Source organism: Pseudomonas sp., assembly GCF_036404235.1.
GTDB lineage: Bacteria > Pseudomonadota > Gammaproteobacteria > Pseudomonadales > Pseudomonadaceae > Aquipseudomonas.
Genome location: NZ_DASWOT010000111.1, coordinates 46,392 through 60,432 on the forward strand (window position 1 = coordinate 46,392; position 14,041 = coordinate 60,432).

Genomic DNA, 14,041 nt, shown 5'->3' on the forward strand with positions numbered 1-14,041 from the left:
TTAATGCAAGGCGTCGCACGCCTCAGGCATCGGTAAACGTCTGCCCCCGCAAATGCCCTTTCGCCAGCGGCGGCGGGCCTTCGGGGTCGCTGAAATCATCGGTCCAGCGCCAATTGCGTATCTCTGGCATGTCCTCGAAATACTCGCGGATCCAGGCGTGGTGCTTGCGCAGTTGGCTTTCAAAAAAGTTGATCGCGTCCAGGCTCTGCGCCCGTAGCCGCGGTACGTGATGCAAGGCATCAATCGCCAGTTGGTAGCGGCTCATCCGGTTCAACACCACCATGTCGAACGGCGTCGTCGTGGTGCCGCGATCACTGAAACCGCGCACATGAAAGCGTGCTTCGTTAGCCCGGCCGTGAACCATGGAGTGGATGACCCAGGTCGAGCCGTGAAAGGCAAAAACCACCGGCGCAGCGCGCGTAAACAGTGCCTCGAATGACACATGATCCATGCCGTGAGGTCGGTCTTCAGGTGCGCTGAGAATGCCCAGGTCAACGACATTCACCAGCCTGACGCGAATGCCCGGAACGTGTTTTTGCAGCAGCCAGGCCGCTGCCACCGCTTCGGCGGTGGGCACATCCCCGGCACAGGCCAGCACTACATCAGGCTCCTGGCCATCATCGTTGCTGGCGAAGTTCCAGATGGACGCGCCTTGCGAGCAATGCTTGAGCGCCGCATCGAAATCCAGCCACTGGAAATCCGGCTGCTTGCCGCAGGTCACCACATTCACGTAGTTGCGGCTGCGCAGGCAGTGGTCGAAGACATTGACCAGGCAGTTGGAATCGGGCGGGTAATACACCCGCACCACATCGGACCGGCGTTGCAGCACGTTGTCGACAAAACCCGTGGACTGGTGGCTGAAACCGTTGTGATCGTTACGCCAGGCGTGGCTGCTGATCAGGATATTGAGCGATGCCAACGGGCGGCGCCAGGCGAACTCGCGGCTCTGCTGCAACCACTTGGCGTGCTGCGTCACCATGGAGTCGACCACTTGGGCAAAGGCCTCGTAGGTCGACCACATGCCGTGCCGCCCGGTGAGCAGATACCCTTCCAGCCAGCCCTCGCACAAGTGCTCGCTCAACACTTCCATGACACGGCCATCGGTGGCCAGATGATCATCGATGTCCAGGCACGGCCCCGCAGCCACCCGATTGCTGGCTTCGAACACGGCATTGAGGCGGTTGGAGTTGGTTTCGTCAGGGCCGAACACGCGGAAATTTTTCGGGTTATTGCGCATCACATCACGCAAATATTCACCCAACTTGCGTGGCGCTTCGGCGATCACCTGGCCGGGGCCGGGCACCTCCAGCCCATAATCGGCGAAGTTGGGCAGGTCCAGCGCAACCAGCAGGCGGCCGCCGTTCACATAAGGCACGGCGCCCATGCGCAAGGCGGGTGGCGGCGTGAGCGCTTGCAGCTCTGGCAGAAGATCGCCCGCCTCATCGAACAGCGTTTCTGGCGCGTAGCTGCGCATCCAGCTTTCCAGTTGCTGCAAATGCTCGGGATTATCGATGACATTGGCCAGTGGCACTTGATGCGCGCGGAAGGTGCCTTCCACCGGCAGGCCGTCGACCACTTTCGGCCCGGTCCAGCCTTTGGGGCTGCGCAGGATGATCATCGGCCAGCGCGCGCGTGCGGCACCGCCCTCATCACGCGCCTGGCGCTGGATCTGGGTGATGGCCTCGTAGCAGCTATCAAGCGCAGCGGCAAAGCGCTGGTGCATGCCAGGCAGATCGTCCCCGGCGACGATGATCGGTTGATACCCGCGCCCCCGGTAGAGTTCGAGCAGGTCTTGGTCAGCCAAACGAGCCTCAACCGTAGGCCCGGAAATCTTGTAGCCGTTGAGGTGCAGGATCGGCAGCACCGCCCCGTCGCGGCGAGGGTCCAGAAAATGCACGCTCTTCCAACTGCCCTCAAGCGGACAGGTCTCGGCCTCGCCATCGCCAATGACGCAAGCGACCAGCAATTGCGGGTTGTCAAAGACCGCGCCAAACGCGTGCATCAGCGAATACCCCAGCTCACCGCCTTCATGCAGTGAATTGGGGGTGTGCGGCCCGCAATGGCTGGGCACGCCGCCTGGGGTAGAAAAACTGCGAAAAAAACTCAGCATGCCCGCTTCGTCACGACTGATGGCGGGGTGGACGTCGCTGTAGGTGCCCTCAAGCCAGGCGCAGGCGTTCATCGTCGGCCCGCCATGGCCTGGGCCTGAGATGAACACTGTCTCGACATGGCGCTCGCTGATCAGTCGGTTCAGGTGTACATAGATAAAATTCTGCCCGACGGACGTCCCCCAATGCCCCAGCAACCGGGGTTTTATGTGTTCGGCCAGTAAGGGTTCGCGCAGCAATGCGTTGGCCTTGAGGTAGATCTGGCCGACACATAGATAGTTGGCGGCGTTCCAGTAGCGATGCATGCGTGACAGCAATTCGCTGCTCAATGGCTCTGCCTCACCCTTGGAAATCTCGTGCGGATTCAAGGGCGCTGTGTCGGACTGCTCGACGCTGGAAAGCTGTGCATTGAAGCGATACATGGCGGCTCCGTGGGGATGTGATGAAAAAAGCGCGATACGCGCAGGTTTCGACATGCAAGATCGGTATAAGGTCAGCCGTGCAACAATCGCAGGGCATGCCGGGCAATGACTGCGTTCTCGTCAGTGCCGATGTTCCAGGCAGAAACAGCGCTGCCAGGCAACGAAAGTAGGGGCTTTGGATCTCCATCCGTACCGGGGTCGCGCTCGACACCCAGCCAGGCGCAACCGTCAAGAATCGCGTTACGCACGTCGGTTGCATGTTCGCCAATGCCTCCAGTGAAGACCAAGGCATCGACACCGCCCAGCACGGCAGCGAGGCTTGCGATCTCCCGCACCACGCTGCGCACGAACAAGGCAATCGCTTCTCGGGCCGGAGCCGCCCGACTGGCTGACAATTCACGCATATCGCTGGCAATCCCTCCTGATACGCCAAATAACCCACATTCGTGATACAGCATGTGCTCCAGAGCGTGTACGGTCATGCCGCGCTCGCGCATCAGGTATAGCAGAATGCCCGGGTCCAGACGACCGGGTCGCGTGCCCATCAGCACCCCATCCAACGTCGAAAAGCCCATGGTAGTGCCACGGCTGACCCGGTTTTGCATCGCACACAAACTGGCCCCGTTGCCCAAGTGGGCGACGATGGTCCGCCCTTGCGCCGCACGCTGATCGTAATCGGGTAGAACACCGGCGATGTACTCGTAGGAAAGACCGTGAAACCCATACCGCCGCAACCCTTGTTCGCTTAGTGCTCTGGGCAACCCATAGAGGGTTTCCAACGGGTCGAGGGTGTGATGAAACGCCGTGTCGAAACAGACGAACTGAGGCAGCCCCGGATGCTCACGCGCCAGGTAGGTCATGGGACCCAGGCACAACGGTTGATGCAACGGCGCCAGTGGGATCAGCGCTTGCATTTCGCTCATCAACGCAGGGTCGACGCGCGCTGCGATGTCACTGCGCTTGCCGCCGTGTACGACCCGATGTGCGGCGGCCGAAATCTCGCAGCCGGTGTGGTGCTCGATCCACTCGATCAGATTGGCCAGCATGCCATTGTTTGAGGCCCCCTCGCCGCTCGGCCATTGTTGCTGCTGTTCATCCGCGCTGCCGGTTTGCCGATACGTCAGTCGCTCGATATCGTGGCGCACTTCGAAACTACCACTGCCCAGGCATTGAGGCTGGGGCAAGGTCTCAAACAGGGTGCTGTACAGCGAAAACTTGATACTTGAGGACCCTGCGTTCAGGACCAGCAATACATGACGCGGTTCGTCATTCATGGAGCACTCCGTTGATGGTGCTCAATCGTCAACCTGTGTTGTACGGCGGCCGATTAACCGGCCGTCAGCCTGACAGACTGAGCCTGCGCGGTATTGATCTGGATCAGAAAGTGCGGGAAGACAAGGCGCAGGCACAATGCACATGCAGCGTTTTCACACGCGCCACGACCTCATCAGAACCACCCATAGGACCCGGCCACCTACTTCAACCGCCTGCCCGCCAGACACCAGAGTAGACCACTGAGATTCTATGAGCGCCCATTTAATAACCGCTCCCAACGTGTGGTTCAAGGTCGGGATTCCAACTGCTGTTTCTTTCGTTGAACATAGATCGCCTGAATCGTCAGGGCGTTGGACTGCGCGTTAGTCTCTTCGCGCTGGACAGCTCTTTGCGGGTCAGGTACAAATCCAGCAGTCGTTTACCACGGTTACAGCCACACCCCTTTCGTTTTGCCCTCTGCGGCGCTTATCACCTCATTTGGATGTGCTTGCGGTAGCACACCCGGACGTTTGCTCCGGCCTGCGCCCGTCTCTTCGCTTGCCTTTTTTTCGCGTTCGCCCATTGCCTCCCAAACACCTTTTCGCTGACAAGGAAGAACCCACCATGGGTAATGTTCATAACCCTGCACTCAAATATCGCCCGGAAGTAGACGGACTGCGGGCAATCGCGGTGATACCGGTCATCCTCTTTCATTCCGGTTTGCACGTGTTTTCTGGCGGATTCGTGGGGGTCGATGTTTTCTTCGTGATTTCAGGTTATCTGATCACCTCGATCATCCTCTCCGAGATGCTGGCCGGTAAATTTTCAGTGGCGACGTTCTATGAGCGGCGAGCCCGACGCATCCTGCCGTCGTTGTTTGTAATGATGTTGATCTGCCTGCCTGCGGCCTGGCTGATTCTCGACCCACCGGACTTCAAATACTTCGCCAAAAGCCTGGTGGCGGTGCCGATGTTCTCGTCGAACCTGTTGTTCTGGCTGGAAAGTGGCTACTTCGATGCAACCGCAGAACTCAAACCGCTGCTGCACACGTGGACGCTCGCGGTGGAGGAGCAGTATTACGTGTTTTTCCCACTGATTCTGATGGCGACCTGGAAGTGGGGCCGCGCCTGGATCGTTGCGCTGCTGGCGGTCGGCGCAATCATCAGCCTGACGTCCTCGCAGATCGGCGCCGCCGCAGGCACCAGTGGCAGTTTTTACCTATTGCATGCCAGGGCCTGGGAATTGCTGGTGGGATCGTTCGTTGCGTTTTACTTCTCCTGGCGGCCACGCACCGAAAACGCCCACGGCCCACTCAACCAATTCGCAACGCTGCTTGGGATTGGAATGATCGCCTACGCCGTATTTGCGTTCGACAGCAGTACGCAGTTCCCGGGGCTTCACGCGTTAGTGCCTGCGTTAGGTGCAGCGCTGATTATTCTATTTGCGACCCCGCAGACATGGGTCGGGCAGGTGCTAAGCAGCCGGGGCTTCGTGTTCATCGGCCTGATCAGCTACAGCGCCTACCTCTGGCATCAACCCATCTTCGCGTTTGCTCGGCAAAGCGCGCTCAAGGAGCCACCCGTCGCGACCATGCTCGCGTTGTCTGCTTTATCCCTGGTACTGGCCTACTTGAGCTGGCGGTATGTCGAACAGGCTTTTCGGCAAAAAGGCTCATTCAGTCGCAAACGGATTTTTGCCATGGGTGCGGTGGGCTCAATGCTGTTCATTGCATTTGGGCTCACAGGCTACCTGAACAACGGTTTCAATCAGCGCTTCAACATTGATCGCGCCATCGACGGCGAATTCGCCGAAACTGACGTGCGCAGTCGCTGTGCCAGCAACGATGATGGCAAAAGCGGAGTGGTGGATTTCTGTCTGTTTGGCATGGCAAATGCGCAGGTGACACCTGACCTGGCGGTGTTTGGCGACAGCCATTCCGAGGCGCTACTTCCAGCGTTTGACGCAGCCGCCAGAGCCCACGGCGAAACCATCGTGCATATAGGCTTGGGTGGCTGTCCGCCCCTGCTCGGGCTTGACGTTGCCAACGGCAACTACAACGCCGGGGTGTGTACTGACCTGGCCAATCGCGAGTTTGAATACATCAAGAGCAAAGGCATCAAGCGTTTGGTGATGGTCTCACGCTGGACGCTCTATACCGATGGCGACTATGACCAGAAGGAAATCAGCAGGTACTTCCTGGTGACCCCACAAAGTCGCAGCAAATCTCGGGAGGCTTCGCGCCAGGTCTTTACCGAGGCGTTGGACCGCACCATCGATGCCTATAAAAGTATCGGCACCGACATCTACATCGTCGCGCAAGTGCCACAACAAATGATCAACCCCAAGAACCTTTATTACCGCTTGGCACGCCAAGCCTCGGAGCCTGAACAACAGAAACAGCAACTGGTGTATGACGTCTCGGTCCCCTTGGCCAAGCATGACGCGCTGCAACGCTACACCCGCGAGCTGTTCCAGGCGCAAAGCCTGCGCAATCGCATCAAGCTGGTCACGCTAGACAACCTGTTCTGCAAAGACCACACCTGCCTGATCGGCGATACCAGCTCGTGGTATCAAGACTTCAACCACCTCAACGCCCACGGGGCAAAAATGATCGCTGGCGAAATCGACGCCAATATTTTTCAGTAGTGAAAAGTGATTAGCCAACGGCACTTGTATGTCCCCGAGTCAACTTTTTACATCTCAGGTCCATTCAGGCTAAATAGCCGACATGGATTGGAGGCTGACCCGTGCTGAGAAAAATACTGTTGCTGGCTGCTGTGATGTTGCCCGCTTGCTATGTTGACGCCCATGAATATGACGCAGGCCAGCTGCATATCGAACACCCATGGTCGATGGAGCTGCCACCGAACGCACCGACGGTGGCGGCGTATTTCAAGATTCACAATAACGGCGCGGTGCCTGATCGCCTGACTGCTGTCGACACCCCCATCGCTGGTGAAGCGCAGTTGCACGAGCACATTCATAAAGATGGCCTGATGAAGATGCAGCAGGTACACATTGTCGAGGTCCCGGCGGGTGGCGACGTCGCCTTCGCACCGATGGCCTACCACGTGATGCTGCTGGACCTCAAAGACCGCGCAAGACTGGTGGATGGCCAGCAGTTTCCCTTGACCTTGCATTTCGAAAAATCGGGTGATGTGACCGTCAACGTTCTGGTGCTCAAACAGGCACCTGATGAATCTTCCGATGCCGCTCACGCCCATTGATAGCCACCGCACAACCTGACCTGACCTGACCTGACCTGAACCGCATGAACGCGCCACGCAGCAGATCATCCAACCCCGCGCACAAAACGTCGGGCACTTGGCTGAGCCTGTTCGCCATGCTGATGATTTTCATCGGACCGCTGATCTCCCAAGCGATGCCGATGAATCATCACGCAGGCATGTCGGCCAGCATGGACATGTCTTCGCACATCGAGATGTCGGCAGACCACGCCGACATGCAGCATGTAACCGCTGCCGAGACTGTGGCCTACGACCATGCGCTATGGGCCAAATGCGGTTACTGCACGCTGTTGTTCAGTTGCCCCGCATTACCTCAGGCGCTTGCGGTTCTCGCGCCGACGCCCCCCAAACCCGCCGACTTTTTCAACGCTGCGCCACAGCGGGGCCACGCCCAGCGCAGCGTCTTCCCCAACGCCCGCAGTCGCGCCCCGCCGCTCTCGTCACCGGCTTAAAAATCAAAAAAGATTTCGTAACCGCTGACCGTGCGCACGCTGTCAGCGGGTTACGCCGTGTGTCATCCCTGACGGGAGCGTTATTCGATGTCCAAACCGAACGTGTCGTTCTACAACCTGGCGTGGCGCTGGCATTTTTATGCCGGGCTGTTCGTGGCGCCATTTATGATTCTGCTGTCGCTGACCGGGATCATTTACCTGTTCAAACCCCAGTTGGACTCGCTGATGTACAGCGACCTGCTGACGGTCAAACCGGCGCACCATCTACTCACCGCCGACGAACAACAGCGCCTCGTTCTTCAGGCATACCCGAACGTGGCCGTCAGCAAATACCTGCCGCCAGTCAACGCCCAAGGCAGTGCGCAGTTCGTGGTGAAAAAGGAAGGCCGCGACGTCAATCTGTTCATCGACCCCTACAGCGGCAAGATCCTCGGCAGCCAGGACGCCAAGCAAAACCTGCAAGCCATCGCCCGCGAGCTGCACGGCGAGTTGATGATCGGCACCGTCGGTGACCGTCTGGTGGAGTTGGCCGCAGGCTGGGGCATCGTACTGGTGGTTTCCGGTGTGTATTTGTGGTGGCCGCGCGGGCGTTCGCCAGCAGGGGTTTTGTGGCCGCGCCTGACCGCTCGGGGGCGAGTGCTGTGGCGAGACCTACACGCCGTGACCGGATTCTGGGGCGCGCTGTTGCTACTGTTCATGTTGGTCAGCGGCATGACCTGGACCGGCATGTGGGGCAAGCAATACGCCGCGGTGTGGAACACGTTCCCGGCAGCGATGTGGAATGACGTGCCCAAGTCAGACAAACAAGCGGGCGAGTTGAACAACGCTAGCGTGCAAACCGTGCCGTGGGCCATGGAAAACACGCCGATGCCGGTGTCGACAGGCGACCACGCCGAGCACATGAACCACGCAGGCATGTCCAGCGCACCCGCCGCACCGCACCTTTCATTGCAGCAAGTGGTAGATATCGCCCGCGACAAGGGCATCGAGCCGGGCTACAGCATCAGCGCGCCCACCACTGCCGAAGGCGTGTTCACGGTGTCGGTATTCGCCGACGATCCGCGCAAGGACGCCACGCTGCACATCGATCAATACACCGGTAAGGTATTGGCTGATGTGCGCTATGCCGATTACAGCAACGTGTCCAAGGCCACTGAACTGGGCGTGATGCTGCATGAAGGCAAGTTTTTCGGCTGGGTAAATCAATTGCTGATTCTGTTGGTCTGCCTGATGGTCTTACTCAGTTCGGTCAGCGCACTGGTGATCTGGTGGAAACGCCGGCCGCTGAACGGGCTCGGTGTACCCCCTCTGCGCCACGACTTGCCGCGTTGGAAAACCGCTACCGCAGTGATGATTGCATTGGGTGCGGCGTTTCCGTTGGTCGGTGTTTCAATGCTGGTGGTATGGGTGCTCGATCGAATAGCCCTTTCGCGCTTTGCCAAATCTGCCGCAACAGCTTAGATTGCGTCGTGCGGGGCCTGAGACCATTGAGTGGCTTTGTGATGAATTCCTCCTCATATACGGTTTCAGGCCCCGCTCTCCTTGCCAGCCCCCACACAGACACCCCCCTTCAGCGTCAACATGAGTACACCCGGATGCACCACTTGGAGCGTCCGTAAAACCTCTCGCCAATCATTCCTGTACCTCACCACCTCCAACCACGTGCATCCGGCACTGCATCTGATCGGCAATCTGTCTTTCAGCGCACTCATGCGTAAACGCTAGGCCCTCGGACTAGCCCTACCGACTAAAACTCAGTTTCTGGCCCACACAATGTCCCGTCGCCGACAGACACCCGCGACTCACAGTGACTATATGGTTTGGACTTTCCGCTCAGCCAGTGACGATGAGCCCATCCTTCCCTATAACTGTGAATAACGACAATGACCTCTCAGACACTTCCTGCGCCCGTACCCTTAATACCCTTGCCGCCTGCTTCGGACATATTTCCGCCGAGTTTCATTCACACGGTTGAAGTTGAACTCATCAAAATCTTAAACCGTGACCATCCCGGTGTCAGGATCGATATTCGTAACACCTGGTTCACACTGTACGAAACTAAATCGCAATTAATTCCGGCCTACACCGACTTCCCCACAAAACGCCCCACTACGCCAACTTTATGGGTTCGTGAGTTCAAAAAGTCCATTAGACTGTGCGACAGCTTCATCGACTTTTTTCTGGGCTCATTAGTCCCCACAGAGTACCGCACTGGATGGTTTACCATACCGGACACCGCTGACATCAACTTCCAGATAAACACGCCGACTGCTCATCAGATCAATCTCATCTACACCGAGCTTGAGCATTCGCTGCTCCATGCGTTCAATCAATCGTTGATGAGCTACTGGGGGAACGTCGAACACAGCGGAAAAACCCGTAGAGCGCTGTTCATCACCGAGCGCGTCTCGGCTATTCAAATGGAGGCCCAAGTCGGCGTCACTCAAAAAAGCCTGACCAGCCAACAGGGCATCATGCTGGAAACGATGCTTCTTTACTCCTTTACAAACAATCCAACGGCGTTAAAAAAACACGGCGTTTTCAGTCTGTCCCTGACCATTGGCGCTCATGATCCGCTGCACTTGGCCGGCATGTTTGTACTTAGTCACGTTGGCGAACTTGATCGTCCTGTCCACAAAGATGCCCGTCTAGGCCCCGTGTTGCTTTATTCGCCCAATAACGGTCTGGAAGGATTCGACTCGTTTGAATTGCTCATTGCATCGCTGTCGCGCCGTCTAAACGATCCTGTGCAGAAACGGTGGTTTCTTGCCAATGCGCCGCTCACATTTATTACAGAACTGGAGGCTAAAAAGCATGGAAACGTTTCACCCCACACATGGGACTTCATACCCATGCAAGGAGATTTTCTAAGCTCTCAGTTCTTATCGCAGATAAGCAAGCAACAGTTTGATTTCGCGCATTGCGTTGAAGCCGCCAAAATGGTCGGACTTAAATCCGACGCTTTCCTTGAGCTGGTAACTCGGGCATTGGACCCTCGATACCAGTTCGACAACTTTCTGAATCTTGACTGGAACGACAGGTACATCCTGCACACATCAATGCCCAATTGGTGGCAGGCGATGAGTACCGAAAACAAAGATATTTGGCTGACGTCGGCAAAAACGCTCGGAGACTCAATAATCGATATCGAGCAACTGACCGATCAATATATGACCAATAACCTCTCCATAGACCCGACACTTGCCTCCGACTATATCGACACTCTTGTTCGCAGCACGTTGATCGAGAAAAATGCCTTATTAAATGCCGACGACATTAAGGTCATCGTGACTCACATCCCGGCATTGCTTCCACCCTATGGGCCGCATATGTCGCAGCCCGCAGATCCCCAAAGAAAAATAGTCAGGCACTATTCACTCATCTCAGTGGCTACTGAATTACCCAGCAAGCTAAAACTTGCCAGCGCCCACAGCGTCGTGGTCACTGATGCGAAAGGTGATCCAGTCAAGGGCCTGGACAGCGACTTCATTAGCGCCTTGATCAACAAAATCGATGACCCTGCCACGATGGACAGCTTCCTGAAAACATGCCTTCAGACATCGGTGTATGCCCGAGCGTTGAAGGACCTGTCCGCGCGGCTGAGCCGGACTCAAATGCGTATGGGGTATGTGGCTGACAACGAAACGAATTTTCCGCCAGCCTGCAAGGCATGGATCAAGGCGGTGATCGAAGCCCCCAAGGCGACCGCCAACCGGCAGGTGAACAAACAGAAAATCCTGGTGAAGTATATAGCCGTCAATGGCGTACAACTCTCTAACGTTTTGCAGTTTGCACCTGAAACTGACGACACCCACCAAGGCATCGTATTTTGCACGTTCAACGCCCCGGATGGCGTGACGTTCAGATGGTTCAAGGACTTTGACAGTGCCAAGGAGCAGTTCCTCGACAACTCTAAGTTTTCCAAGTACCTCATGCTTCAAATTCCTGTTGCTAATCGGCCAAAAGCCTTGCGCAGCCTGCAGTTGGATCAACCGCTAAAAAACTACCGTTTACCAGACTTTTTCAAGTATTTGCCGTCCCCCCTGCCACTGCCGTCATTACTGTGGAACGCCATAACATTGGTTGATCAGACTGCCGAACTCCTCGAAGAAAACCATGCGCTGAAAATCAAGCACCTTACCCTCGACGGCAAGGCCCACTTGCTCAACGCCCGTGAAATCGAGACCAATGACAGTGCCTCAATGCATTTGGGAACCAGCATCTTGCTGCTGTTCTTACCGCCGCCGGTTTCAATTCCAATAGCACTCGGTTTGAGCTTATACAAAGCCTGGGATGGATTTAAAGCCATCGAAGAGGAAGATTATCGCGGCGCCGCGAAAGAGCTTCTGATCGCTCTGAGTTATCTGGTGACCGCAGGCATCAGCCGCGGGGCGCTTGCCGACAATACCCGCATCTCCTTCAAGGTGTTTCGCGGCGCCCCTCGCCCCATTGTGTCTGCCATAGACGCCGAAGGTGAAACTCACATCAGCGTTCTGACCGAAAATCTGATGATCCTTCCATCCAGCCCCCCCTCCGGAACGATCCCATTCAACGCTGCCAAATTTCAGGAAATCAACATCGATAACGAAGTCCTTTATGTACCGCTTTACTCCAATTTATTCGGACAACGGCTACTTTATCGTCGACACCCTGAAACACCCGCCGAGCTGACCCAGCGAGGTGAGTTTGCAATGCTCAACGAAGTCGGACAGTGGGTAAAGTCGCCTTATCAAGCGCTTGGTATCAGCGCCGGACTTTACAATAAAGCCGATATTGAGCTGGCAACATTGATCGAACAGTGGCCCGCATCAAAGGCGGCAGCGACCGACGCCCAAAAGGTTCAGTTCGTTATCCAGATCAACGAATTGGCCGCAACGGGTGCGTCCGACTTTCAAGAGATATCGGCTTATAGTGAAGCGGGCTCTGATGAAATTAATAGTGTGTTGCGCGCAGGACAGTCCACTGAAGACTCGCGTGACCTACTCTATGAGTTCTATCAACTGTCCGAATATCTCGGTGTGGCGTTTCGTGCCGCTCACATTTCCTTATCGGCGTTTGGGCGATTACAGAGCAAGATAGGGACGATTTTTGCTGACAGGGGCGTCCAGTCCGCATCGGTCAGTCGTTTCAATGCGACAGAGTGGGCAGCGGATATGTTTGTTACTCAGCACGCATCCGATAACACCAAAGCAATTTTCCTGATTTATGACAGGTCAGTACCCAAGAAAAACATGTTCACCAACTTCCTGGGAGACCATGTAGGTATTGCACCGCAAACACTGCTCCAACTCATGGCATTCAAGACAATAAACGATATCAATTATGCGTACTTCAGCGCACCCGATTGGATGCCCACGCACTATACGGACCTGTTTACCGGGGCGCAGACTGCATTTCCGTATATCGAACCAGCCTCACGCACCACTTAAGCGCACGCGCCGCACCCAGGCAGTCAGGCATAACCAACTTGGTGCGCTACGGTCGTTAACGACAACACATTCCATCCACTTTGCGACGCGCCTTCGTTGGCCCAACCTTTGCTAAAGCCTAAGCAGAGCAATGCACAGCGTCATCTTAAAAAATCAAAGAATGGAGCTAGCCAATGAAGCGTCGCAGTTTGATCAAAGCGTTTACCTTGTCCGCATCGATCGTAGCGATGGGATTGACCTGGACTGTCCAGGCCGCTGAAACCATCAAGGTCGGCATTCTGCATTCGTTGTCCGGCACCATGGCGATCTCCGAGACGTCCCTCAAAGACATGGCGTTGATGACCATCGACGAAATCAACGCCAAAGGTGGCGTCAATGGCAAGATGCTGGAGCCTGTGGTGGTTGACCCTGCGTCCAACTGGCCACTGTTTGCCGAGAAAGGTCGTCAACTGCTGACCCAGGACAAAGTGGCCGTGGTATTCGGCTGCTGGACCTCGGTGTCGCGCAAGTCAGTACTGCCGGTCTTTGAAGAACTCAACGGCCTGCTGTTCTACCCGGTGCAGTACGAAGGCGAAGAAATGTCGCCGAACGTGTTCTACACCGGCGCGGCACCTAACCAGCAGGCGATTCCTGCGGTCGAGTACCTGATGAGCGAAGACGGCGGCGCGGCCAAGCGCTTCTTCTTGCTGGGTACCGACTATGTTTACCCTCGCACCACCAACAAGATTCTGCGCTCGTTCCTGCATTCCAAAGGCGTGAAAGACAGCGACATCGAAGAGGTCTACACCCCGTTCGGCCACGCCGACTACCAAACCATCGTGGCGAACATCAAGAAGTTCTCTGCTGGCGGCAAGACCGCCGTGATCTCCACCGTAAACGGCGATTCCAACGTGCCGTTTTATAAAGAGCTGGCCAACCAGGGCCTGAAGGCAACTGACGTGCCGGTTGTGGCGTTCTCGGTCGGTGAAGAAGAACTGCGCGGTATCGACACCAAACCGCTGGTCGGTGACCTTGCGGCGTGGAACTACTTCCAGTCGGTTGATAACCCGACCAACAAGAAATTCGTGGCTGAATGGAAGGCTTACGCGAAGGCGCACAAACTGCCAAACGCGGACACCGCCGTGACTA

8 protein-coding genes are annotated in these 14,041 nt (G+C 56.5%); 6 read left to right on the forward strand and 2 right to left on the reverse strand.

Annotation, left to right across the window (positions count from 1 at the left end):
- Positions 1–22 precede the first annotated feature (22 nt).
- Together VGC62_RS13880 and VGC62_RS13885 are read right to left on the reverse strand one after the other, a co-directional pair.
- Positions 23–2,530: a phosphoketolase family protein gene (locus tag VGC62_RS13880; RefSeq protein WP_331187657.1), complete on the reverse strand. Its 2,508-nt coding sequence runs from the start codon at positions 2,528–2,530 to the stop codon at positions 23–25.
- A 71-nt stretch (positions 2,531–2,601) separates the two neighbouring features.
- Entirely contained in the window at positions 2,602–3,804 is a 1,203-nt protein-coding gene (locus VGC62_RS13885) for a propionate kinase (RefSeq protein ID WP_331187658.1), read from the reverse strand.
- Between the two features lie 604 nt (positions 3,805–4,408).
- Between VGC62_RS13885 and VGC62_RS13890 the strand changes: the two genes are divergently transcribed.
- The 6 genes from VGC62_RS13890 to VGC62_RS13915 all read left to right on the forward strand — a co-directional run.
- On the forward strand, positions 4,409–6,430 hold the full coding sequence (locus VGC62_RS13890; RefSeq protein WP_331187659.1) for an acyltransferase family protein: 2,022 nt from the start codon (positions 4,409–4,411) through the stop codon (positions 6,428–6,430).
- A gap of 101 nt (positions 6,431–6,531) precedes the next feature.
- On the forward strand, positions 6,532–7,011 hold the full coding sequence (locus VGC62_RS13895; protein ID WP_331187660.1) for a copper chaperone PCu(A)C: 480 nt from the start codon (positions 6,532–6,534) through the stop codon (positions 7,009–7,011).
- A gap of 44 nt (positions 7,012–7,055) precedes the next feature.
- A complete protein-coding gene (locus VGC62_RS13900) occupies positions 7,056–7,484 on the forward strand; it encodes a DUF2946 domain-containing protein (RefSeq protein WP_331187661.1) in 429 nt (142 codons plus the stop codon).
- A gap of 87 nt (positions 7,485–7,571) precedes the next feature.
- Positions 7,572–8,945: a PepSY domain-containing protein gene (locus VGC62_RS13905; RefSeq protein WP_331187662.1), complete on the forward strand. Its 1,374-nt coding sequence runs from the start codon at positions 7,572–7,574 to the stop codon at positions 8,943–8,945.
- A gap of 422 nt (positions 8,946–9,367) precedes the next feature.
- On the forward strand, positions 9,368–12,913 hold the full coding sequence (locus VGC62_RS13910; protein WP_331187663.1) for a hypothetical protein: 3,546 nt from the start codon (positions 9,368–9,370) through the stop codon (positions 12,911–12,913).
- 173 nt (positions 12,914–13,086) lie between these two features.
- On the forward strand, positions 13,087–14,041 hold a 955-nt coding region (locus VGC62_RS13915), incomplete at its 3' end, for a transporter substrate-binding protein (RefSeq protein ID WP_331187664.1).

What these genes read in the sequence shown, in the direction of transcription:
- VGC62_RS13900 (WP_331187661.1), top strand. Translation starts at nt 7,056, where the DNA reads ATGAACGCGCCACGCAGCAGATCATCCAACCCCGCGCACAAAACGTCG.
- VGC62_RS13890 (WP_331187659.1), top strand. Translation starts at nt 4,409, where the DNA reads ATGGGTAATGTTCATAACCCTGCACTCAAATATCGCCCGGAAGTAGAC.
- VGC62_RS13905 (WP_331187662.1), top strand. Translation starts at nt 7,572, where the DNA reads ATGTCCAAACCGAACGTGTCGTTCTACAACCTGGCGTGGCGCTGGCAT.
- VGC62_RS13880 (WP_331187657.1), bottom strand. Translation starts at nt 2,530, where the DNA reads ATGTATCGCTTCAATGCACAGCTTTCCAGCGTCGAGCAGTCCGACACA.
- VGC62_RS13910 (WP_331187663.1), top strand. Translation starts at nt 9,368, where the DNA reads ATGACCTCTCAGACACTTCCTGCGCCCGTACCCTTAATACCCTTGCCG.
- VGC62_RS13885 (WP_331187658.1), bottom strand. Translation starts at nt 3,804, where the DNA reads ATGAATGACGAACCGCGTCATGTATTGCTGGTCCTGAACGCAGGGTCC.